Origin of the sequence: Maridesulfovibrio zosterae DSM 11974, assembly GCF_000425265.1 — a bacterium.
GTDB lineage: Bacteria > Desulfobacterota > Desulfovibrionia > Desulfovibrionales > Desulfovibrionaceae > Maridesulfovibrio > Maridesulfovibrio zosterae.
The window spans coordinates 22,367-45,917 of the sequence record NZ_KE384344.1 but is presented as its reverse complement, the minus strand read 5'-3'; the positions used below and the strand labels follow the sequence as shown (position 1 = coordinate 45,917).

Genomic DNA, 23,551 nt, shown 5'->3' with positions numbered 1-23,551 from the left:
AAATGATACTTTAAGAAAAAAGTGGTTACAGTTTCTTACTGTAACCACTTTTTTTTACATGGATATATCATACAGAAAAAGGACTAAAATTTTACGTTCCCTGAGGAGTAATATCTTCTGCCAGACCTGCGATCTCATCGGCAGTGTACATTGTATCTACAGTTTCAAAATAGAATGACTCTACATTGCGTGTGGAAAACCAATTTTGAAACTGCATCATGTCTTTTTTATTGCTGGAGCTGATAAGCAGATCGTCCCCGCTTTTATACAGCCTTACATTCGTATAATCTTTAATATAGGCCATATCATTGCCTTCATCATCAGCTTCAATAATTACATCATGTACGCTGCCCTGATGAAATATATATGCATCGTTTCCAGCACCACCAGCCAGATAGTCAGTTCCAGCATCACCCGCTAAAGCATCGTTGCCATCTCCACCATATAGAGTGTCATCACCACTATTGCCAAACAAATTATCATCACCATCTACACCCCACAAGGCATTATCATTCCCGTCTCCGGTAATAGTATCACCATAGGCTGACCCTTGGACTCGCTCAATATTGCTGAAAGTATCTCCATCGGCATCTCCGCCAACACCGGTCCCCTTTTCGAGATCAACATAAACGGCGGAAGAAGAACTATAATCAACAGCATCCGTTCCAGCTCCTCCGTTTAATCGATCTGCACCTGCCCCACCTGACAAAATATCATTACCATCCCCGCCATCCAGAGCATCATTTCCGCTACCGGCAATAATAATATCGTTACCTGCTCCGCCGAGAAGGATATCGTCACCTACGGTACCAATAACAGTATCATCACCGTCTGTTCCCTGACTTACATAATTGCTTTCACTCGTTAGAGCGACTTTTTCTTCCTCGTTGCCAGCTACAGATGATTCAGGTTCTGTGCTGCTGGCAGTTGGTTTCTCCGTGGGCTCAGAACTACGGCTAACTTCAGCTTTCGGTGTTGACTCTGTACTTTTTTCTGTCTCTGCTTTCGGTGTGATTTCTGAACTGCTGCTCATATAAACTTTTGGCTCTGCTTCCTCTGGAGTACTAGTATCTTCTGTACCGCTCTGCTCCGTAGTATCACTTTTGGAATTCGCAAATGTCTGCTCAATAACCTGCCCCAACCTTGAAACACTGTTGCTCTGGCTTATACTGGATGTGGCATAACCATTTTTGCCATAGAGCATAGTTCCAGGCATTGTGATCCGGATAGCTTCAAGTTCGCCTTCATTATTCTCAGCTGTCATATTGCTGGATAGCAGACTGGCCTCTTCTGAAATTTGTACACTATCACCCTTAGCAACAGTCCCTGCAGTGCTGGTTTTCTGTTTAGTGCCAGCAGTAACAGATTGTGTCTCACTATTTTCTTTCAGCTTATCTTCAGTCAAAAGTTGTTGGCTCGTTAAACTACCGGGATTAGCAGAAATTGGTGCAGACATAAGCGTTTCCAAATGTATGAGTAGAAGTTACAAAATCAAAAATGAATACGTGTCATGATGATAAAAAATAATTTTCGTAATAATATGATCGGCACACTTAATCAAATCTTTAGATAAATATTAATAAATTTATAACTAAGTGTCATGTATTTTTATAATAAATAGAAAACAGCATAATCTATAGATAATACAAATAAGCCCCCTCCTGATATTCAGGAGGGGGCTTATTGAGCTCGAATCTATTTTACGAAAGAAGTCACTAGACCATTTTATGCCAGACATTCATTGACTCAAGACTGCCACTTATATTTGTATTATTAATCAATTGTCCTGAGTACTCGTAGTTTCCCTTAGAGAACATTGAGTTAATCCCATAAGAACAGGCTCGTGCAATAGTAAAAAGGCATCTTATTCCTGACTCAACGCAGTAACTTTCCAAGGCCTGGAGCAATGCTCCGGCAATACCCATTCTACGATAATCAGGATTAACTGCGAAATCAGTCATTTCCGCACTATAGCCATCTTCACTAACTTCTGCAGAGGCAGCACCAACCAGCTCATCATTCTCAAATACGCCAAAAAAACGAACTCCACTTTCCATCTCGCCTTCAATAAATGCAGGATCATTTATTGGAAAAGGATAAGTTTTAAAAGTACGTTCATAAAGTCGCGCAAGCGCATGTGAATCTTTCAGCCCGAGCCGATTCAGATGCAAGTTACTTGGAAGAGTGCAAACATTGCCTTTACCCTTTTTGCTTTCAGCGACAGAAAGAACACTTTCAAGTTCAGCCTTGTTATCCTGCTTCTTCCTCCATGGATAGCGGTAGAAACTCAGAAAGACTCCATCCTCGTCAGGATACATTCCCGGCACTTCCGCCTCTTTTTCAAATCCTCCAGACAAGAAATGAGTTGATAGCGATTTGGGAACCTTGGCAAAAATTTTTGATAAATCCCTATCGACAGCCATATTTATCAATCGATTAACAATTTCCGGGCTCTCTTCAGGAAAAAGCGACATCAGATATATTCGATCATTATAATCTCCAATCTGAATATTGCTCCTCCCAATTTTAACAATTAAATCATGCGACATTAGAATTGCGCTCCGCCCTTTCATTATCCTCTGGAGTCAAGCTCAGGGTATCATCCCAATCAGAAATGAGCTTTTCAATACCGATTGCCTTTTCTTTAGCGCCGTCTTCTTTAAGCTGAAGATTACAATCACTGCAATTTCGGTCGCAGTAGTTGCTCTCGTAAGAATCAGGCTCGGTATAAGTTGTAATCACACCTTCGTAATTCCTGAGAACCACTTTGTTAGTAGCCCATGAGACAATATAGTTCGGCATGACAGGAATTTTACCGCCTCCCCCCGGAGCATCAACGACGTAGGTCGGTACAGAAAATCCGCTTGTATGTCCGCGCAGGCTTTCAAGAATCTCTATTCCTTTCCCCACAGGAGTACGAAAATGACTTAAACCTTCAGAAAGATCACACTGGTACAGGTAGTAAGGACGCACTCTGTTCTTGACCAGCTTCTGATTCAACGTTTTAATCAACCGAGGACAATCATTCACTCCGGCAAGAAGCACACTTTGATTCCCCAATGGAATTCCAGCATCAGCAAGCTTGCTAAGAGCCCTTCTTGAGGAGTCTGTAACCTCACGAGGGTGGTTGAAGTGTGTATTAATCCACAGAGGGTGATGTTTTTTGAGCATGTTAATTAAATTATCGGTGATACGGTAGGGCAGTACCACTGGCATGCGGGTTCCGATACGAATAACCTCAACATGCTCAATCTCACCGATTTTAGTTAGAATCCAGTCCAGTTTCTCGTCGGAAAGCATGAATGGATCACCACCAGACAATAGCACATCACGCACCTGCGGAGTATTGCGTATGTACTCAATTCCCTGCTCCAGCTGATCTGTTGAAGGAATAGAATCCTTATCACCTACTTTACGCTTGCGGGTGCAGTGTCTGCAGTACATGGAGCAAAGATTGCTGATATGGAAAAGCACTCGGTCAGGATAACGATGAGTAAGACCTGGCACAGGACTGTCTTTATCCTCGTGTAACGGATCAATCATATCGCAACGTTCAATTTTCAATTCTTCAGGACTTGGAAATGACTGCAGGAACACGGGGTCATTTTCATAGTCCTCCACATCAATCAGTGAAAGATAATAAGGTGTAATAGCCAGAGGGAATTTCCTCAATGTCAGTTCATGCTTCTTTCTATCACTGTCGCTAAATTTTATTCCAAGTGCTTTTTCAAAACCGGAGACAGTTTTAATTGTATTGCGAACATGCCACTTCCAATCAGTCCAGTCTGTTTTGCAAGAGTCATCATCAATTACGCCGGCCAATTCTTCCTGTCGTTCTGTATAAACAGTCATAATTTCCTATAAGTTTAAAATTATAAAATTTGAGAGAGAAATTCCTGTGTTCGCTGCTCGGAAGGAGCTGAGAACAATCTGGAAGGAGAATCCTGCTCAAGAATCACTCCCTGATCCATAAAAGCAACTGAATCCGCGACTTCATTCGCAAACCCCATTTCATGAGTCACGACCATCATAGTCATACCTTCATCTGCAAGATCGCGCATAACGGTAAGAACTTCACCGACCAGTTCTGGATCAAGAGCGGAAGTAGGTTCGTCAAAAAGCATTACTTCAGGTTCCATTGCTAAGGCACGGGCAATTGCCACTCTCTGCTTCTGCCCACCGGATAAAGTCTCTGGATAAGCATCGGCTTTTTCAGCCAAACCGACTTTGTCTAGAAAAGACATGCCTATCTCAACAGCTTCCTTCTTCGGGCATTTTTTAACCTGCATGGGACCTTCGATAACGTTGCCCAGTACACTCATATGCGGAAATAGGTTGAAATGCTGAAAAACCATTCCCACCCGACTGCGCAGAGCGTTGATTTCTTTCTCACCACTGGGGATCTTATCCCCGTTAAGGCTGATCTGGCCTTTGGTGTAGGTTTCAAGACGGTTCACACATCTAAGAAGTGTAGATTTACCTGATCCACTGGCCCCGATAACCACTACAACGTCGGAGTTGCCAACGGTCAGGTCCACACCTTTCAGCACATGGTTTACATCAAACCATTTGTGAACGCCTTCAATATTGATTGTATCTTGCATGAGTCCTCCTGTGTAAAGGATGCTTACCTTTGAGCTTTCGGAAATAATTTCTCCTCGAGCGAATTCGTCAGCAACCTGCATTGGACTTTCTACCGGTTTATTCCGGTATAGATATAACTATTTCAAAAATTTGGTCTTTATGCTCTGCTGGTATCAAGGCGTCTTTCAATTCGATGAAAAATAAAAGTGAAAGCCCCGGTATAAATAAGGTAGAAAACCCCGGCTATGGTCAGCATTTCCATCATCATAAAGTTTGATGAAGCCAGTTGCTGCGCTTTAAGCAATAACTCATTGATTGTAATCGCACTGGCCAGAGATGAATCTTTCAAAGCAATAATAAACTGATTCCCTAAAGCCGGAATTGCGCGCTTAAATGCCTGGGGCAAAATAATTCTGAGCATTGCTCGAGGGTAACTCATCCCTATACTGCGAGCCGCCTCCATCTGCCCGGAAGAGATAGAAACAATCGCACCTCTAAAAATCTCAGCGATATAAGCCCCATTATGAACACCAAGAGCCAAAACGGCCGCAGGCAGTGCCGACAATCCTATAAGGCTTCGCATACCAAAATAGATAAACAATAACTGCAGCAGAAGCGGAGTTCCACGAATTACATAGATATATGCATGAGCTGGAAGATTAAATATCTTCTTATCTGAGATACGCATGAAGACTGTAATAAGTCCGAGGATCAGTCCAAGAAGAATACCAAGCATGGTAATCTCAAGAGTCATCCATGCCGCCGGGAGAAAATACGGAATATAATCCGGCAGGCTTGTAAAATCAAAATACATTTTTCTACCTTTAATCAAAAAAGATAAGGAGCTTTTCAGCCCCTTATTTTTTTATTATTTTTTAGTAATATCCACATTTAGCCACTTCTTACTAAGCTTCGTAAGAGTGCCATCTTCGTGCATCTGGTTAAGTATCTTATCCACCTGATCAGTCAATGTCTTGTCATCCTTACGAAAAGCAACTGCAATATCTTCCCTGCGCAGAGGGGAACCGAGAGGTTTTATCTTAAATTTACCACTATTCATGGCATTCACGCCCACAACGCGGTCGGTAATAACTCCGTCGATAACACCATTTGAAAGTTCGGTAAGAGTTTGAGTGTCGTCCTTATAAAGGCGAATGTCGGTGACTCCCAGTTTTTTGGCATCCTGCTCAAAAGTGGTTCCGGTAACGAGCCCGATAGCCTTTGATTTCAAGTCCTGAACGGATTTAAATGGAGCATCTTCACGGACGAACATTTGTGCGCCCGAATAATAATAAGGAATGGAAAAATCCACGACCTTCTTACGCTGTTCGGTGGCGGCCATACTGCCAAGAATCCCGCTATAAATTCCGGAACGTAACCCTTCAATTATGCCGCTCCATTCAGTGGTGACAGGTTTAAGCTTCACGCCTAGTCTTTTTGCAACTTCTTTAGCCACATCCACATCAAAGCCGACGAGCTCATTCTTATTGTTGTAAAAATTAAACGGAGGGTACCCCCCACTCATAGCAAAACTGACTTCACCGGACTCTTTAACTTTCTCCAAACCTTTTTTTTCCTGCTGGGCACAGCCGGATACAGCCACAGCGATAAACAAAGTGAACACCATAAGGTACAAGGTAGTAAAACGTCTCATGTTTTCTCCTAAATATGTAATATTAATTTTTGTCGTATACGCTTTTATATACGATCACAGATGAAGTAGACGTGATTTTTTGAATTTTCATACGATGCATAAATGAAAATATCTTAAATACAATCAATGCAGTAAGAGAGAATACAGCATTAAATAGTGCATCTCTAAGATTAATTCTTGTAAGTTATTTAGAGTACATAAGCACTCTTAAATACAAATTAAAAGACTACCATCCTGTTAACGGGTATAATAGAACCTAATTTACATATAACAACAAGGCGACTTTATGGGTATCTATTGGGTATATTGACTACCCAATAATTTTATGAGCCAATCTGGCTTTTAAGATAAGAAATCAGAGAAACACTCTTGCCACGCAAACCAAGTTTACGGCGGATATTTTTTCGGTGGGTACGTACTGTGTCTGCCGCTATCGCCAACAACTCAGCAATTCTTTCAGAACTCTTTCCAGACTCAATATAGCGGCAGATTTCAACTTCACGAGGAGTAAGCTTAAGCAGGAGTTCCTCAAAATGATCCCCGCTCTCACCTGCTAAAGCTGAAAGGCGTTCTTTTATAAACAGACCAAAGCTGGTGCGCAGCTGCGGAAGCGGCTCTTTTATCATACGGTCCAATGCGGGTAAGATCTGCTCCCGGACCTGCAGGGCAAATTCTTCATGCATATCCTTCTTCTCTTCCTCTACCGACTCAATGACAGTACGCAGAGCCACGTTCATTCCGTCAACCTGCTCACGGCTCTCTTCAAGACCGGTTTCAAGGCGTTGAATATCACTCATATCACGCAGCACAAGATGAAAAACTATCCCCGACTGCAGCCGGACTTTATGCATGGTCAACTCAACAGAAATATCGTTACCGTCACTATCACGCACTGTTAGCAGGTCATCAAATGGAACAGGTATTTCAGTAGTGCAAGTCTCAAAATACTGTCGCACAACTCTGGCTGATTCAGCATTGAAAATATTAAGGCAACTGTTCCCGGAAAGAGTTGAACTACGTCCGAGAAGTCTCTCAGAAGCAGGATTCGATGTCAGTATTCTAAAGGTAGAATCAGCAAGTATTGTGGGGTCTTGCGCGGCTTCAAACAAAGCATTGAAAAGAGAAATACTATCATCTAATGCTGCAATATTATCTTCAATACGCTCCTCATAGGTCTCATGCAGCTCTACGAGTGGAGCATTATTTGTAATAATTGCAACAAATCCTCCCGAACAGTACGGTCTCCTTAAGGAAATGAAGCGTAGGGAATAGCTTCCACCGCTTTCGCCATAAGGAATTTCATGGACACTTTCAGCAGGAAAAGATTGTAAAAAGGCATCTATTCCCGATGAATCGACCCCTAAAAGGCTCCATATTCTTCGTTTAGTCAAAGGCCCATCAAAAAAATCTACAGCAGGAGGATTCGCCGAACAGATAAGACCGCTATCATCGGTAAATAAAATGAAGTCTGAAAAAGACTCAAAAACGTCAGAGATCTCTTCAGGCAGTCGCCCGGAATTGACGTTTTCACCTTGATTAGTCACAGCGTATTCTCCCAACAGATTAAAATTAAATTTTCATATAAAAACTCACATGGGATTTGATTACTGAAGCTAAACTTCATAAAAAGTGTTCCAAATCTTAACCGAGCATAACACTTAGTTGCATAGTTTTAGCCAGCAAATTGAGATAAAATATTTGAAGCCCATACAGGCAACTGTTTTTCGTTAACTTTGATGGTTACATCTTTATTTTTTTACCCATGACCATCTCTTTTAAATCAATTCTTTATTATCAATAAATTCAAACAGCTGATCCATATAAGATCAAATAATCTCTCTTGTAAAGAATCACGCCTTCACCAGCACAGCTATTGTTTGGACAGTTTGCTGAAAGTACTGATTACACGCCACTCCAAATATTTCTGTATTGAAACAAAAAATATTATATTTAACTATTTTTTAAAAACTTATTTTCACGAATTGTTGTTGGCAGGTATTTAGGTGATAAGTTCAATTATTATAACCATTAAAAAAGACCGGGAACTATCTTGTTTCCGGTCTTACATATTCTGTTTTTTTCTTAAATATTAATTAGTTGAATTGGTATCAAATATACCGATTTGATTCCCCAGACGAACCTTAATCGCATCGGAACTGTATTTTCCGGGTTCAAAAATTAAAATAACCATAGACCCTCCATAAAGAAAGTGTCCCAATTCATCACCACGCTTGACCGCTACCGGATCTTTCGCTTTGAGAAACTTGTCTTTGAATATAACGGACCCAACAGTGCTTAGCCCCACAGGAACAACTCCTACAAGACCGTATTTTCCGGTATCTATAATAAAATAACCACGCTGATAGCTTTCAAACGCACCAAAACTTGCACCGTAAGCCCCTACGTTGCCATTAGCCGGAACGAATTTTGGAAAATCTTCCATCCCCAGCAATGCTCCGTCCACTAGACGTGTTTCAATAATTTTACCGCCGACCGGAGCATGATAGTAGTGGTAGGTATTAGGCATCAGAATACAAGATAGAGCCGTACCACCAACAAAATGACTCCAATAGCGTGATCCTTTCAGTAGCTCCTTAATATTCAGTTCCTGAGTACCTTTAGTCCTGATCTTGGTGGTTCGATCTACAATTTTTGCAGGAATGGAATTCATAATAGCATCGGTCGGCGCGGAAATAATATAATCTCGGCCCGGCATAGTCTGCGGGCGGACCTTGTTGATATCTTTAAACTTACGTGAAAAAAAGTCATTGTAAGACTTAAATCCACCATCAGCAGCTTTTGGATTTGGCAAGTCGTATTCTTCCTTTTCAATACGGGGATCAGCGAGCCATTTGGCTACATATTTTATCGAAGCTCTGCTTGATAGATATTCACCGCGCTCACGTGCAAAACGATTGAATATATCAATTCCCGGTGAAGTCTGGAAAGCGACTCGACCAAATGGATTTTTATATGCAAACAGATCCATCTGTTCTATATATTTAAGCCCGTTATCATGACTGCCCTTTGCTTCCGGTAGAAAAGAACTCCACTCCACAAAAAACGGAATCAGGTCGGCAAATGTTCTCCCCACCCAAGGATTACCACCTTTCCTGTATTCTTCCGAAACAGGCTGCATATTTTTAAATGCCTCATCAATAAGCACCTTAAAGACCTTATCATGATTATAAGCATCGATAAGATCTGTAATAGCCCCTTTACATGGACAATCCTCTGGAATGGATATTTTTTCGGACGCAGTAGATATAGATGAAATAGAAAGGAAACTTATAAACAAGAACACAGATGCAAATATACGGAAACTGTTTTTCATAACCCACGACCTCAGGATAAAAGTTAACTTCAGTCTGAATCAAGTAACAAACACTGTAAACGAATCCGTAATAACATAGCGCTAGATATAATCATAGCAAAATAGATTTTACTTGATCTCATCAGCAGTCAATGCTCCTCACTTCTGATTCACCCGGATGCGCCTTAGCCTTAGACAACCTCCCCAACTCCCTCAACGCACCATCCAATCCGCATGTAATAAACATATCATATCAATCACAAGATAATAATAAGCGAATTATTCTACTAGTTCTTAACAAATGCCTTCAAGAACTCCATATTTTTTTTAGTGGCCTACTTCCCCTACTCTTTCCAGAACATACGTATAAATTAGTATTATAAAACTCCAAAATATCTCAAAAAAGAAAATCACACATATAAAAATCATTTTTACTCAACCAAATACTAGTGAAATATTTTTATATTGACATTCATTCTCAACATCAATATCAAGTGAGCGATCATACTATACTAAAAAATAAATCAAACATATTGGTAAGCACCATTGCCTCTCCAATTTTTTATACAAAAAACTCGAGACCATAGAGTTAATATGTTGACGAGTAGTTTTATTAATTGAAAATGAGAGTTGTTTTCGTTTTCGATAACATACTTTCAACAACCTTAAGTAACCCGTTAATGGAGAAATGATGCGTAACAAATCTTTGATTGTTTTGCTTGTTCTTACGATGGTTTTTGGCCTTACAGCTTTGGGACAGGCCACCACCGCTAAGGACACCTTGGTCATGGCCAACTACCGCGACCTGCGAGATCTGAATCCTCACCTCTATGGCGGTGAAATTTTTGGTCAAAACCTTCTTTTTGAAGGGCTTGTATTTCTGGATCAAACCGGAAATCCAACTCCGTGGCTTGCAGAAAGCTGGAAAGTTAGCCCTGACGGCAAGCTATATACTTTTAAACTGCGCGACGATGTATCCTTCACTGATGGAACTAAATTCAACGCAAAAACAGCTAAACAAAACTTTGACACCCTGCTTGAGAATGGCACCCGTCATGGCTGGCTGGAGTCCATTAGGCTCATGCTCGCAGTACAAAATAAAGGTAAAGAAGCTGTTCGCACGACAGGCGAATACACACTGGAAATAGAATTTGCTGAGCCTTATTACCCTTTTATTGTAGAGCTTGGCGTAACACGCCCTTTCCGCATGATTTCCCCCAAATGCTTTAAAGGAAAAACATCCAAAAACGGCGTAAACTGCCTGCACGGAACAGGCAGTTATATACTGAAAGACAACACAGTTGATGAATATTCTGAATTTGTTGCCAATGAAAACTACTGGGGTAAGAAACCTGCTATCAAAAAGATTATCGCCAAAGTTATCCCCGACAATCAGGCTCGCCTGATAGCACTTGAAAGCGGTGATATCGACCTCGTTTACGGTCTCAATCTGATCAGCCCTAAAGCTTATAAACGTTTCGAAAATAAAAAAGGTTTCGGAACAGTTATGTCCGATCCCATGTCCACCCGCATGATGATCTTGAACACTACTCGCCCCGAGCTTAGCGATGCTCGCGTACGTAGAGCTCTCCAATATCTTACCAATCGCCAAATCATCAGTGACAAAATTATGCTTGGAATGGAAACTCCGGCATACACTCTGTTTTCCAAAAACATCCCCTGCGCAAATATTGATCTTGAACCTTACAAATACGATCCTAAAAAAGCTGCTGTTCTGCTAGATGAAGCAGGCTGGAAAATGGATGGTTCCATCCGTAAGAAAGACGGAAAAGAGCTCAAAATAACGTTGACTTACGACAGCGACAAAGTCCTTGAACGCACCATAGCTCAATACCTGCAAAGCATGTGGGGCAAATCTGGAGTTAAGATGAAAATCGTAGGTGAAGAAGAACAGGCTCACCGCGACCGTCTCAAAGGCGGAGATTTCGACATCTCCTTCAACATATCTTGGGGAACTCCATACGATCCGCAATCATTCATCGGAGCTATGCGCAAACCAGTATACGGAGACTACGCTGCGCAGCAGGGACTTAAAGAAAAAGCTCAGATTGATCAGGCTATCCTTGATGCCCTGAAATCCGTGGACATAAAAAAACGCCAGGAACATTACACATACATTTTGAAAACACTGCACGAAGAGGCTGTTTATCTGCCGCTTACTTACGAGCGCAACCGCGCTATTTTCAGTGATAAAGTCAAGGATGTAGGATTCAATCCATCCCAGTTTGAAATTCCGCTCCAGCGCATGAAACTACAATAAAACAAAGGGCCTGCTCTATATGGATGCAGGTCCTACAAGAATTCACCCTTAGTAAATTTATTTTCTAAACCCAAACCCGGCAGACAAAACTGTATGCATGTTTATATTATCCGCAGGACCCTGATCGCCCTTGCAACACTGCTCGCGGTTTCATTCCTTTCATTTTCATTAGTCAATCTTACTCCAGCCAATCCGGCTGAGGTGGCTTTGCGGGTCAATGATGTGATTCCAACACCGGAAGCCATTCAGGAAATGAAGATTGAGCTCGGTATGGATAAACCGTTTCTGGTTCGTTACGCCATCTGGTTGGAGCGCTGTGCTCATTTGGATTTCGGAACATCATTTACCAACACGAATCGTACTGTTGCCGGAGAACTTGCCCGTAGCTTTCCATATACACTTAAACTGACAAGTGTAGCGCTTGTCCTCCTAATTCTCATCAGTTTGCCGGTGGGAGTAGCCAGCGCAGTATGGAAAGACAGCCTCTTTGATAAAGGTGTGCGGTTCATAATTTTCGCAGGAACATCAGTACCTAATTACTGGTTGGCATTTCTCCTAATCTGGCTATTCTCACTAACTTGGAAAATTTTGCCAAGCAGCGGGACCAGCTCCCTCGCACATTACATTCTTCCAGCACTTTCTCTGAACACTCTCTATATTGCGACCTATGTACGCTTGATACGCAACAGTATGCTGGAAAACATGAAAGAAAATTATACTCTCTACGCCCGGGCTCGCGGTATTTCTGAAAAAAAGATTATCTGGCTGCACGTGCTTAAGAACTCACTTCAATCATCCATAACCGCACTGGGGATAGGGATAGTCCGCATACTCTCCGGAACAGTGGTAATCGAAAATATTTTTGCCATTCCCGGAATAGGAAGACTCTGTGTGGCTAGTATTTTCAACCGCGACTACCCTACCCTACAAGCATATATTTTTATCATGGGCGTATTTTTCGTACTCACGAACTTCAGCATAGACATACTACACTGCATGGTTGACCCAAGATTGAAGACGAGGGCGCAACATGCATAAAATACTTAAAAATAAAACCGCTGTATTTTGCATTGTGATCATAGCGATCTTTACTATTGTGGGTATCTTCGCTCCCTGGATTGCCCCCCACGATCCCAATGAAACTGATATCATTAACACCTTCGCTCCATCTTCATGGAAATATCCACTCGGAACAGACCAGTTAGGGCGAGATGTAGCTTCAAGAATCATCTTTGGAGTTAGAACCTCCCTCTTCTATTCCTTTTTAACCATGCTCATAACTGCTGCAATAGGCGCTGTTATAGGTATTACTTCAGGGTACTTCAGAGGAAAATTTGACGAACTCGTCATGCGTGGTTGTGATGTTATGCTTTCATTTCCTTATGAAGTTCTCGTTTTAAGCATTGTTGGAATTCTCGGCCCCGGACTTTTCAATATCGTCCTAGCTAACATCGTGGCCAAGTTGGCGTGGTATGTAAGGATGATACGCTGCGCGGTAATCTCTTATACACACAGCAATTATATTCAATATTCGCAAACCATCGGAACTTCAAAAAGATACATTCTGGTTCGGCACCTCATGCCCAACGTAGCGAGTGAAATAACTCTGCTGGCAACACTTGATGTAGGTTGGATCATCATCAATATATCTACGCTATCCTTCCTTGGACTCGGCGTTCAACCTCCCACGGCAGAATGGGGAGCAATGCTTAACGAAGCCAAAGAAGTGCTTTTCAGTAACCCCGAACAGATGATTTTACCCGGCCTAGCAATCATGATTGTGGTCTCGGCTTTCAACCTTCTGGGTGACAGCCTGCGTGATATTTTCGATCCCAAGGAGCACCAATAATTATGCTGCTACAAGTAGAAAACCTGTCCATAACCCATTATGGACACGGAAAATCCACTCCACTGACTCAGGATGTATCCTTTTCTTTAGACCACAATCAATGCCTTGGCATTGTGGGTGAATCCGGTAGCGGGAAAAGTCTCACCTGCTTGGCAATAAACGGATTTTTAAATAACCATTTTGAAATAACAGGTAGGGCTGTATTCAAAGGCCATGACCTGCTGACCATGAACAAGGAAGAACGTAGAAAAATTCGTGGACGAAAAATATGCATGATTTTGCAGAACCCGATGACTGCTTTTAACCCGCTATTCACGATAGGCTACCATGTTGTTGAAACAATAACCTCCCATCAGAAGTTATCGCCCGCCGATGCTCTTGACTGCATGGCAAAGATTTTTTCACAGGTGAATCTCAAAGATCCGGAAACCATATTCAACAAGTATCCTCATGAACTAAGCGGAGGAATGCTCCAACGAATCATGGTCGCTTTAGCCTTGGTCATGCGCCCGGACCTGATCATTGCTGATGAACCAACGACTGCAATTGATTATATGAGTCAGCAGGATGTGATCAGAGAACTTAAATCTATACGTGAATACTTCAATACAGCACTGATTTTTATCAGCCACGACCTGAGCCTTGTCTCGCATCTGGCCGACAATATCATCGTAATGCATAACGGCAGCGTAGTAGAAAAAGGTAAAGCCGATGAGGTGTTCTTTACCCCGCAGGAAGACTATACCAAAAACCTAATTGAAACCCGTCAACATATAGTACAAACTTTCACTCAGATTATGGGATAAAAACATGCTCCTTAATGTACAAAACGTGACCAAAAGTTTTCCGGTTGGCGAAGACTTGTTTTCCAAACAACGGCAGCAAATACTCAAAGGCGTAACTTTCTCTATGGAAAAAGGAGAATGCCTTGGTATTGTAGGAGAGTCAGGAAGTGGTAAAAGCACTCTGGGCAGGATCATTCTGGGACTGGAAGATGCTGACAGCGGCACAGTAACTTTCTCGCCAGAAGTGACCGCCAGCCCCCTAGCCAAAAGTGTTGTCTTTCAAGATTATACAACATCCGTAAATCCTAGAATGCTGATTAAGCAAGCCATTGCAGAACCGCTCCTGCGTTCCGCAATGAAAAAAACAGCTCTAAAAAAACGTATTGTAGAACTTCTAAATGAAGTAGGACTTGGTACAGATCTAGCTGAACGCTACCCACACCAGTTGAGTGGAGGCCAGTTACAACGCGTGTGCATTGCAAGAGCGATCGCGCCCAATCCTGCATTTATTCTCTTTGATGAAGCCGTAAGCTCACTTGACGTATCCGTTCAAGCCCAAGTCCTCATGCTTATGCGCACCCTGAAAGAAAAACACAATATTGCCTTTATGTTTATCACCCATGACATTACTGTGGCGACATACGTCTGCGACAAACTCATATTTCTCAACAAAGGAATCGTTGCCGAACATATCAATGACATGAAAAAATTAAATTACGCGAAAAATGAATATGCTAAAGATCTTCTTCAGGCTGCACATTTTCTCGAAAAACCATTCACACGTAGAATACAGAATGAACAGTAAATCCATCACCCATCGCCAATACTTCGCTATAGCCCTGCCGTTCATTGTTTCAACAGTCACCCAGCCTCTGCTAGGGGCTGTAGATACTGCCGTTGTAGGACATCTCGATTCACCTATATATATTGGTGGAGTTGCAATCGGCACAGTGATTCTAAATACTCTTTACTGGCTGTTCGGATTCCTCAGGGTAAGCACAACCAGCCAGAGCGCAATGGCCTTGGGCACTAAAAAGAAAGAAGATATCATTGCCAGTCTTTCTCGTCCCTTTATTCTCGCTGCAGGAATGGGTCTGCTCTTCGTAATGCTGCAAATCCCAATTTGGCATGCAGCCCGGTCACTCATGGCCCCGGAGCCGAAAGTAGCTGAGCAGGCAGGTATTTATTTTTCAATCCTGATATGGGGCGCACCTTTTGTTTTACTTAACTATACAGTCATCGGCTGGCTCATGGGGCAAGCTAAGACACGGGAAACCCTTATCACCCAGGTAAGTGGTAATATTCTAAATATTATTTTGGATATTATTTTTGTAACTGGATTCAGACTTGGAGTTGCAGGGGTTGCAGTAGCAAGTCTTATCGCCCAATTCTCTACCCTTGCTTTGGGATTATACTTCGTGCACCAAACGGCTCCCATTTCGCTATCAGATTATCTGGCACAACTCCGTATGAAAAGTGATGATATAAGGATTATTGCTTCCTCAAACATAGACCTGCTGCTGCGTACAGTATGCCTACTCATAATGTTCAACCTCATGACTAAAGTAGGAGCATCTCTTGGCGCAACAGAGCTGGCAACAAATGCAGTGCTGATGCAGGTAACTTTCATCATTAGCTATATATTTGATGGCATTGCCAACACATCAAGTGTTTTTTCCGGCAAATCAGTCGGTCAGCAAGACGCGGAACTAATGTCACTGACTTTCCTTAGGAACAGACAATGGACAATAGGGGTAATGCTCATAATGTCCAGCATAGTAGGAATATTTGGTAGAGATCTTGGAAGAATATTTACAAATATCCCGGAAATCCTGACCAATTATCAAACCGTATATTACTGGGGAATCATTTTCCCCATAGCAGCAGGCTTCGGCCTGACACTTTACGGCATATTTACCGGAGCTGGAGCGACTCGCCCGGTACGAAATTCAACATTCAAGGCACTATTAGGATTTTTAGGAACACTGGCAGTTTGCGTTCCGCTATGGGGCAACACCGGTCTATGGCTGGCATTTATTATATTTTATATTGGTCGAGGTGCTTTTCTCTATCCTTATGTGGGGCAGGTACAGTCCAAAATTAAATAAAGAAACAATCATTTTCTTTAACAACGCAAAGAAAGACACTTTTCAATCTATAGCTGCAAAAAACACTGAAGGACATGCCAAAGCCAATAGACTTAGGGAACCATGCTTCGATTTACGCTCAACCTCTTTAAAAAGAGTAGCTATTTGCTCTTTCTCCGACATGAATTGCGAATGGAAATATTTAACAATCAAAGCCCTCTCCTTAACCCACCAAGCAGCCGCACACCTTACAAGCCATACGAACAAACCTGCCAAAAGAGTCATGACAAAAGCTTTGTATGAAGCACCCAACTTTGGATTTGACGGCAAGAGGATGAAAATCAAGCAGCCCAAATATATTCCCGTCAGTAAAAGAAGGATGCTAAAAACTTTTTCCACCACATCCAGCTTCAGCTTCAAGCCAGAAGTAACAAAAGGGTGCTGAGATAAATCTTTTCTCTCTGGAATGCAGCTTCCGCTAGTACAGACTCTTACTGTAGATTCATCATTATGTTCTTTATTCATGCTCAATCTCTCCATAACTTTATCAGGCTTAGCCATCCTTAAGCGAGCTAAATTATATTTACAAATCTAAAAAGTCAGTAAATTAACTGAGTAGTTAAACAGACATGGGGAACGCTAAGTGAAAAAAATTTGAACTTAATCAAAATTCTTTCACTTTTTTCATTTTATGGGGAAGAGTGGGGGGAGAACTGTTTTGGACATGAAAAAAGGGCCTTTCGCTTTTTGCGAAAAACCCTTGTAATATCTGGTACCGGGAGCGAGACTCGAACTCGCAAGGCATTGCTACCGGCGGATTTTGAGTCCGCTGCGTCTACCAATTCCGCCATCCCGGCCTATGTGAGGGATTGTTAATATTAAATGATCCAGATACTGTCAAGTTTATTTACAAGGAAAATTTAAAATATACAGCTTTTTGCAATAAAAATATTTCTATTTTAAAATCACAATAATAAATCAATTATACGAACTTCAACTATTGTAAACACTAAAAGTCAATGATAACCATGATGCCTATCCACAACTCTTCTAAGCGAGATTCACATGATACCTACCGGTTCCCTTGTTAATGGAGCTGCCATTATTGGCGGATCTTTACTTGGCGTCATACTACACAGCCGTTTCCCAGAACGCATCAGACAAATAGTATTTCAAGCACTTGGACTCGGCACAATCCTTATTGGGCTTCAGATGGCCTTGAAAGTACAAGATATTCTGATACTTATGTTTAGTTTGCTCATTGGAGGAATCATTGGAGAGCTTCTACAGCTCGATACTCTTTTTGAACGCGGAGCCAGCAAATTAAAACAGATGGTTGGTTCCAAGGATACTGGATTTATTGATGGTATGATAACGGCTTCATTAATATTCTGCATAGGGGCAATGGCCATTATCGGATCTTTTGAAGAAGGTATTAATGGCAATACTACAATCCTTTACACTAAATCACTTTTAGACGGATTTGCATCCATAGCCCTGGCTTCTTCTTACGGGATTGGAGTACTGTTCTCATTTATTCCAGTCATGCTCTATCAAGGATCGCTAACTCTTTTTGCAAGCTCATTTCACGAGTGGTTCTCTCCACTGATAATTGACCAACTTACCGCAACAGGCGGTCTGCTCATACTTGGTATCAGCCTGACTTTACTGGAAATAAAACGTATAAATCTTTCAAACCTGTTACCTTCACTTGTGGTTGTCGTACTTCTCACAGTTCTGATAGGTTAACGCTTTAACACTGTTAAATGTATTTTACATTTTCCTGATTGAATAATCTGGACGGATAGGTTTAAATGTATCCATGAAAATCCGTTGGAAAATACTTATCATTCTGCTCATCTTTTCATTGATGCCTTTGGTTGTGACAAGACTCTATGGTCTCAGGTCGCTGACTGAGCTTGGCTCAGATCTACAGATACAGACCAGACTTACACTTCTGGAACGGGCAACAGAATCTCTTTCTTCTATGGCAAAGGGTAGAGCTGCAATCATTAATTTAGAATCCCGCTTATATCATACATCCCTCAAAAGCATTCAAGCTGAGGCTGAAATACGCCTCTCAAGCAGTGAACTGGAACCTTCAATTCCAGATTATTATGTAACTTCTCCTCACTCTACCATCAACAACCCGGAATTTACTTCGGCCCCGGATTACAAAAAAAGAGCTCTGATGGGTAAAGGTGCCAACCGTAAAAAGACACACGACATGACCGAAATTAAACGTGGAGCTCTTATTGATTTACCCATTACGAAAGAGCGAATATCATTCTGGTTAACGGACGGGCTAACTCTTAAACAAGCCGAGCCCTACATAAAAAAACTGTCCCCCATGTTAACCAGTTTTAAAAACTGTAGTGCCACACTTGAAAAATTAGTATTATGGCAAGAGATAACACTTGAAAACGGTCTTGTGGCAACATATCCCGGCCACGATTCTTTTCCCGGTAAATATGATCCCCGTAAAAATGCATGGTACAAAAAGGTAAAAAAACAAAAGAAAACGTTGTGGAACCTTCCAGTGCCGGATGCCGCAACCCGCTCACTATGCCATAGACTCACTGCCCCGCTGTTTAACGATAACGGAGAGTTCATCGGAACAACCTCACTCGTCATCGCGGTCAGCATGCCCATTCATGGATCACTAATACATGCCCTGCAACCGGGAACTACACTTATGGTTGTAGCCAGTGAAAACCCGGAAAGTTTCTCTGACAGCAAACTCCTGATTATAGGTAAGGCTGGAGATAGATATAAGAACATGGATTCTGTTCAAGCTCAAAGACATTTCTGGCAGAGTCCACCGGACCAAGAATGGCTGAAAGAAAATAATCCGGAATTTAGAACACTGGTGCAGGATATTAACGATGGACATAATGGCGTTATTCAAATGAATTACAAGGGAGTACCCTCTTTATGGACTTTCAGCCCGATTAACAATACTATTGCCTTGCTGCTCATCACCCCGACAACGGACTTTACAGCCGAAGCAGATGAAGCTGAACAGTATGTGCGAGAGAGCATTGCCAATCAATATGAAGGAACGTCTCTAATTGCCATTGTCGTCATTCTTTGCGTTTCTGTTGTAGCCTATTTTGTTTCTCAAAGCCTTTCCAGACCAATTAGAATGTTATCTGAAGCAGTTATTAAAATAGGAAAAGGCGACTGGAGTGTTCGCGCTGATTTTCACTCCAGTGATGAACTTGGGGAACTCGCAGAAAATTTCAACATAATGGTTCCACAATTACGGGAACACTCGGCAACGAAGCAGGCCCTCATCCTTGCAGATGAGGCACAAAAAAGTCTTTTCCCGCAGGCAACTCCTAAAATCGATGGTGTTGACATTGGTGCCCGCTGTACCTTTTCTGAAAAAACAGGCGGCGATTATTACGATTTCATCGGATGCAAAACATGTGGGCCAAGTGTATTTGCAACAGCCATAGGTGATGTTTCCGGTCACGGCATAACTGCCGCACTGCTCATGACCAGCGCTCGGGCCTACACCAGAGCATATACAGGACAAGGAAATTCGTTGGTTTGGAGTGTTAAGAATATTAACAGACTTGTAACTAAAGACTGCATGCAAACCGGTCATTTTATGACTATGTTCACTGCTACCTGTGACCTCAACACGAAAAAACTCCACTGGATACGGGCAGGACATGATCCGGCCTTGATATATACACCGCAAACAGATTCATTCACAGAACTTAAAGGCACAGGAATGGCCCTTGGTGTCGATGAAGACTATGTATATGAAGAACATATAACTCAAATACAAACAGGGCAGATATTAGTACTGTATACAGATGGAATATGGGAAGCTCACAGTCCGGCGGGAATACAATTTGGCAAAGACTACCTGCGTCAAATTATATGTGAGAACTGTCATAAGCCTGCGCAGGAAATAGTAGACCTGCTACTTTTAGAAGTCCAAAACCACCGTAGGGGACTCCCCCTTGAAGATGACTGTACGGCCATCGTAATAAAATTTATATGAAATATTCAATCTACGAATTAGCGACATACGCCTTTGACCCCCTGCATGCCTTCTGGGAAAGTGAAAAAACCCAGCGTAGAGTTGCAGGTATACTTATTGTCTGCTTTATTCTCGCTCTTGCCGGTATTGAACTTGGCAGACATAACCTTCTGCCTGCATTTATTGCAGCGAAAACACCTCACAGCCATTACGCAGCAGTAGGCATAGCATTCACGCTGGTTCTGGTACTTGAGGTTATCGGTCTGATTTTTGTACTCCCCTGTTCTTTCGCAAAATCAGTAGGTAAACAGTTTGAAATCCTGTGCCTGATTCTCATGCGTAACTCTTTCAAAGAGCTGGTCAACTTCCCTGAGCCAATCAACTTCACAGGTAATATGACTCCTATCTATCAGATTCTTTCAGATGGAATGGGAGCCTTTATTGTATTCGTACTGCTTGGAATTTATTACCGAATACAAAAGCCCTTACCGGCTATGAAACCTGTATTCAAATTCAGCTATGTGGCATCGAAAAAACTAGTAGCTTTAATGCTTCTAGTATTATTTGCTGGTCTTGGAATTTATGACTTCAGTTTTGTTTTGAAAGGCGAGCATGCCTTCGATTTCTTTAGTACATTTTATACAGTTCTTATATTCAGTGATATACTTCTTGTACTTATCTCACAGCGTTTTCTACCTTCATTTCATGCTGTTTTCAGAAATTCAGGATTTGCACTTGTGACGATGCTTATCCGGTTGGCTTTAGCCGCTCCTCCATTCTATAATACGATATTAGGAGTTTCATCAGCAGGTTTTGCAGTCTTGCTTACCTTTGCCTATAATTCATTCTACACAACACCTAAACACTCTGTTCTTAATAAGTCAGGAGAATAAAATGAAAAGTATATGTGTTTTCCTCGGTGCAAACCCTGGAAATGACCCCAAATATGCCCAGACAGCCAGAAATATGGGTCGAGAATTAGCAAAAAGAAATATCAGAATAATATACGGTGGCTCAAACATGGGACTTATGGGCATTCTGGCAGAAAGTGCACTTGAAGCCGGAGGTGAAGTTGTTGGAGTCATCCCGGAAAGTCTGGTAAAAAAAGAAGTAGCCCACTACGGACTTACCAAATTACATATTGCTGAATCCATGCACGAGCGCAAAGCTTTGATGGCCGAATTATCTGATGGATTTGTTGCCCTTCCCGGCGGCATTGGAACAATGGATGAAATTTTTGAAATCTTTACCTGGGCGCAGCTTGGATTCCACAACAAGCCATGTGGCCTCCTAAATATTGACGGCTACTATGACAAGCTCATAGAATTTCTTGGCGGAGTTGTACAAGAAGGATTCCTTGGTGAAATACATAAAGAAATGCTGATCACTGCAAGCAGCCCATCCGAATTAATTGAAGCATATTCAAATTACGAAGCTCCCACAGTAAGTAAATGGGTTGAAAAAATATCCGTTCAGACAGATAAACGGCAGTAAAAACGAACTGATAGCAAAGAAAAGCCCCCTTTTCAGAAATCTGAAAAGGGGGCTTTTCTTTGCTAAGCTGAAAAAGTCATGCTCCGTCTTATTAAAGAGCCAAACTAAATTCTCATCACAAATACAAACTTAACTGGTAAAATTAACACACCTATAGTAATTATTACCATAATCCCAGACAAGACGGAGGGGATAACATGCTGCAAACAGACTATATTAAACTTGAAGACAAGTTCGGTGCCCGAAACTATAAACCCCTTGATGTTGTTTTAGAAAGAGGAGAAGGCGTTTGGGTATGGGACGTTGATGGCAATAAATATATGGACTGCCTGTCTGCATATTCAGCGGTGAATCAGGGACACTGCCATCCTCGGATTAAAGCGGCAATGCAAAACCAAATGAAAAAACTGACTCTTACTTCCAGAGCGTTCAGGAATGATCAACTGGGCATGTTCTATGAGGAACTGTGTGCGCTTACTAATTCACATAAAGTTCTACCCATGAACAGTGGGGCTGAAGCAGTTGAAACAGCGATTAAAGCCGTCCGCAAATGGGGTTATATGGTTAAAGGAGTTCCAGAAGACCGCGCAGAAATAATTGTTTGTGCCGATAACTTTCATGGCCGCACAATAACCATTGTCGGATTCTCAACTGACCCAATTTCGCGCAGGGGATTTGGCCCATTCACACCAGGATTTAAAGTTATTCCCTTTGGGGACAGTAAAGCATTAGAAAACGCTATTGCTCCAGAAACAGTAGCATTTCTCGTCGAACCGATTCAAGGCGAAGCAGGAGTAATCATTCCTCCGCACGGTTACTTTAAGAAAGTGCGGGAGCTATGCACCATCAATAATGTTAATCTGATCCTAGATGAAATCCAGACAGGACTAGGCCGGACAGGTAAACTTCTGGCAGAAGAACATGAGGATATCGAAGCGGACATTACTCTGATTGGCAAAGCTCTTTCAGGAGGGTTCTATCCAGTCTCAGCAGTTCTTTCAAATACCGAAGTTCTAGGAGTGCTAAAACCGGGCGAACACGGCTCAACGTTTGGTGGCAATCCTCTGGCCTGCGCAGTATCAAGAGAAGCTCTTAAAATACTCACAGAAGAAAATCTTATTGAGAATGCCGCAATTATAGGTAAAAAATTTCTTTCAGGCCTTAAAAAGATAAAAAACAACAAGATAAAAGAGGTTCGTGGCCGAGGACTGCTCCTCGCCGTTGAATTCAAATTAAATGCTGGCGGAGCTAGAAAATACTGTGAAGAATTAAAAGAAAATGGGCTGCTATGCAAAGAAACGCATGATAACATTATTCGATTTGCTCCACCTTTAGTCATAACGGCAGAACAGGTCGAATGGGCCCTTGAACGAATCTCGGAAGCGTTATCAGGCTAATAATACTAGTATAGTAGTCTAATTATCATGTATAGTTAGGCTATTGTATTTTAAAATACTTAAATACACACTATAATTTAATAGGCTCAACGGTTTTCTAGAAACTGAGT

General features: G+C 41.9%; 20 protein-coding genes and 1 tRNA gene. 11 read left to right on the top strand and 10 right to left on the bottom strand.

What is annotated here, in order from left to right; translation table 11 throughout:
• Nucleotides 1-91 precede the first annotated feature (91 nt).
• The 8 genes from H589_RS21175 to H589_RS0118115 form a co-directional block, all read right to left on the bottom strand.
• Complete coding sequence (locus tag H589_RS21175; RefSeq protein ID WP_051249819.1) at nucleotides 92-1,456, bottom strand: calcium-binding protein; 1,365 nt, start codon at nucleotides 1,454-1,456, stop codon at nucleotides 92-94.
• Nucleotides 1,457-1,715: 259 nt separating this feature from the next.
• Entirely contained in the window at nucleotides 1,716-2,549 is an 834-nt protein-coding gene (gene ablB / locus H589_RS0118145) for a putative beta-lysine N-acetyltransferase (protein WP_027723343.1), read from the bottom strand.
• Entirely contained in the window at nucleotides 2,539-3,852 is a 1,314-nt protein-coding gene (gene kamA, locus H589_RS0118140; RefSeq protein WP_027723342.1) for a lysine 2,3-aminomutase, read from the bottom strand. The genes ablB and kamA overlap by 11 nt, the downstream gene beginning before the upstream one ends.
• Before the next feature lie 20 nt (nucleotides 3,853-3,872).
• Complete coding sequence (locus H589_RS0118135) at nucleotides 3,873-4,604, bottom strand: amino acid ABC transporter ATP-binding protein (RefSeq protein WP_027723341.1); 732 nt, start codon at nucleotides 4,602-4,604, stop codon at nucleotides 3,873-3,875.
• A 137-nt stretch (nucleotides 4,605-4,741) separates the two neighbouring features.
• Nucleotides 4,742-5,398, bottom strand: a complete 657-nt coding sequence (locus H589_RS0118130) for an amino acid ABC transporter permease (RefSeq protein WP_027723340.1) — start codon at nucleotides 5,396-5,398, stop codon at nucleotides 4,742-4,744.
• Between the two features lie 54 nt (nucleotides 5,399-5,452).
• A complete protein-coding gene (locus H589_RS0118125; protein WP_027723339.1) occupies nucleotides 5,453-6,238 on the bottom strand; it encodes an ABC transporter substrate-binding protein in 786 nt (261 codons plus the stop codon).
• Nucleotides 6,239-6,561: 323 nt separating this feature from the next.
• Nucleotides 6,562-7,782 (bottom strand): LuxR C-terminal-related transcriptional regulator, encoded by a 1,221-nt coding sequence (locus H589_RS0118120; RefSeq protein ID WP_027723338.1) that lies wholly within the window; start codon nucleotides 7,780-7,782, stop codon nucleotides 6,562-6,564.
• Between the two features lie 545 nt (nucleotides 7,783-8,327).
• A complete protein-coding gene (locus H589_RS0118115) occupies nucleotides 8,328-9,572 on the bottom strand; it encodes a phosphatidylserine decarboxylase (protein WP_027723337.1) in 1,245 nt (414 codons plus the stop codon).
• Between the two features lie 670 nt (nucleotides 9,573-10,242).
• Between H589_RS0118115 and nikA the strand changes: the two genes are divergently transcribed.
• The 6 genes from nikA (at nucleotide 10,243) to H589_RS0118085 (ending at nucleotide 16,574) form a co-directional block, all read left to right on the top strand.
• The gene (gene nikA / locus H589_RS0118110; protein WP_035076703.1) at nucleotides 10,243-11,832 is read left to right on the top strand and encodes a nickel ABC transporter substrate-binding protein; all 1,590 of its coding nucleotides are present in this window, start codon (nucleotides 10,243-10,245) and stop codon (nucleotides 11,830-11,832) included.
• Nucleotides 11,833-11,925: 93 nt separating this feature from the next.
• Complete coding sequence (gene opp1B / locus H589_RS0118105) at nucleotides 11,926-12,870, top strand: nickel/cobalt ABC transporter permease (protein ID WP_027723335.1); 945 nt, start codon at nucleotides 11,926-11,928, stop codon at nucleotides 12,868-12,870.
• The gene (gene opp1C, locus H589_RS0118100; RefSeq protein WP_027723334.1) at nucleotides 12,863-13,681 is read left to right on the top strand and encodes a nickel/cobalt ABC transporter permease; all 819 of its coding nucleotides are present in this window, start codon (nucleotides 12,863-12,865) and stop codon (nucleotides 13,679-13,681) included. Before opp1B ends, opp1C begins: the two co-directional genes overlap by 8 nt.
• A 2-nt stretch (nucleotides 13,682-13,683) precedes the next feature.
• Nucleotides 13,684-14,487: an ABC transporter ATP-binding protein gene (locus H589_RS0118095; RefSeq protein ID WP_027723333.1), complete on the top strand. Its 804-nt coding sequence runs from the start codon at nucleotides 13,684-13,686 to the stop codon at nucleotides 14,485-14,487.
• A gap of 4 nt (nucleotides 14,488-14,491) precedes the next feature.
• Nucleotides 14,492-15,271, top strand: a complete 780-nt coding sequence (locus H589_RS0118090) for an ABC transporter ATP-binding protein (protein WP_027723332.1) — start codon at nucleotides 14,492-14,494, stop codon at nucleotides 15,269-15,271.
• Entirely contained in the window at nucleotides 15,261-16,574 is a 1,314-nt protein-coding gene (locus H589_RS0118085; RefSeq protein WP_027723331.1) for an MATE family efflux transporter, read from the top strand. Before H589_RS0118090 ends, H589_RS0118085 begins: the two co-directional genes overlap by 11 nt.
• A 42-nt stretch (nucleotides 16,575-16,616) precedes the next feature.
• On the opposite strand, the gene H589_RS0118080 is transcribed toward H589_RS0118085, so the two are convergent.
• Complete coding sequence (locus H589_RS0118080) at nucleotides 16,617-17,078, bottom strand: hypothetical protein (RefSeq protein WP_027723330.1); 462 nt, start codon at nucleotides 17,076-17,078, stop codon at nucleotides 16,617-16,619.
• A gap of 245 nt (nucleotides 17,079-17,323) precedes the next feature.
• Nucleotides 17,324-17,410 (bottom strand) — tRNA-Leu (locus H589_RS0118075).
• 208 nt (nucleotides 17,411-17,618) lie between these two features.
• On the opposite strand from H589_RS0118075, the gene H589_RS0118070 reads away from it, so the two are divergent.
• The 5 genes from H589_RS0118070 (at nucleotide 17,619) to rocD (ending at nucleotide 23,441) form a co-directional block, all read left to right on the top strand.
• Nucleotides 17,619-18,302: a DUF554 domain-containing protein gene (locus tag H589_RS0118070; RefSeq protein WP_027723329.1), complete on the top strand. Its 684-nt coding sequence runs from the start codon at nucleotides 17,619-17,621 to the stop codon at nucleotides 18,300-18,302.
• Nucleotides 18,303-18,375: 73 nt separating this feature from the next.
• Entirely contained in the window at nucleotides 18,376-20,571 is a 2,196-nt protein-coding gene (locus tag H589_RS0118065; RefSeq protein ID WP_027723328.1) for a SpoIIE family protein phosphatase, read from the top strand.
• Nucleotides 20,568-21,443 carry a hypothetical protein gene (locus H589_RS0118060; protein WP_027723327.1) on the top strand — a complete coding sequence of 292 codons (876 nt, stop codon included), beginning with the start codon at nucleotides 20,568-20,570 and terminating at the stop codon, nucleotides 21,441-21,443. Before H589_RS0118065 ends, H589_RS0118060 begins: the two co-directional genes overlap by 4 nt.
• A gap of 1 nt (nucleotide 21,444) precedes the next feature.
• Nucleotides 21,445-22,044, top strand: coding sequence for an LOG family protein (locus tag H589_RS0118055; protein ID WP_027723326.1), 600 nt, complete (start codon nucleotides 21,445-21,447; stop codon nucleotides 22,042-22,044).
• 197 nt (nucleotides 22,045-22,241) lie between these two features.
• Nucleotides 22,242-23,441, top strand: coding sequence for an ornithine--oxo-acid transaminase (rocD, locus tag H589_RS0118050; protein ID WP_027723325.1), 1,200 nt, complete (start codon nucleotides 22,242-22,244; stop codon nucleotides 23,439-23,441).
• The last annotated feature ends 110 nt before the right edge of the window (nucleotides 23,442-23,551 follow it).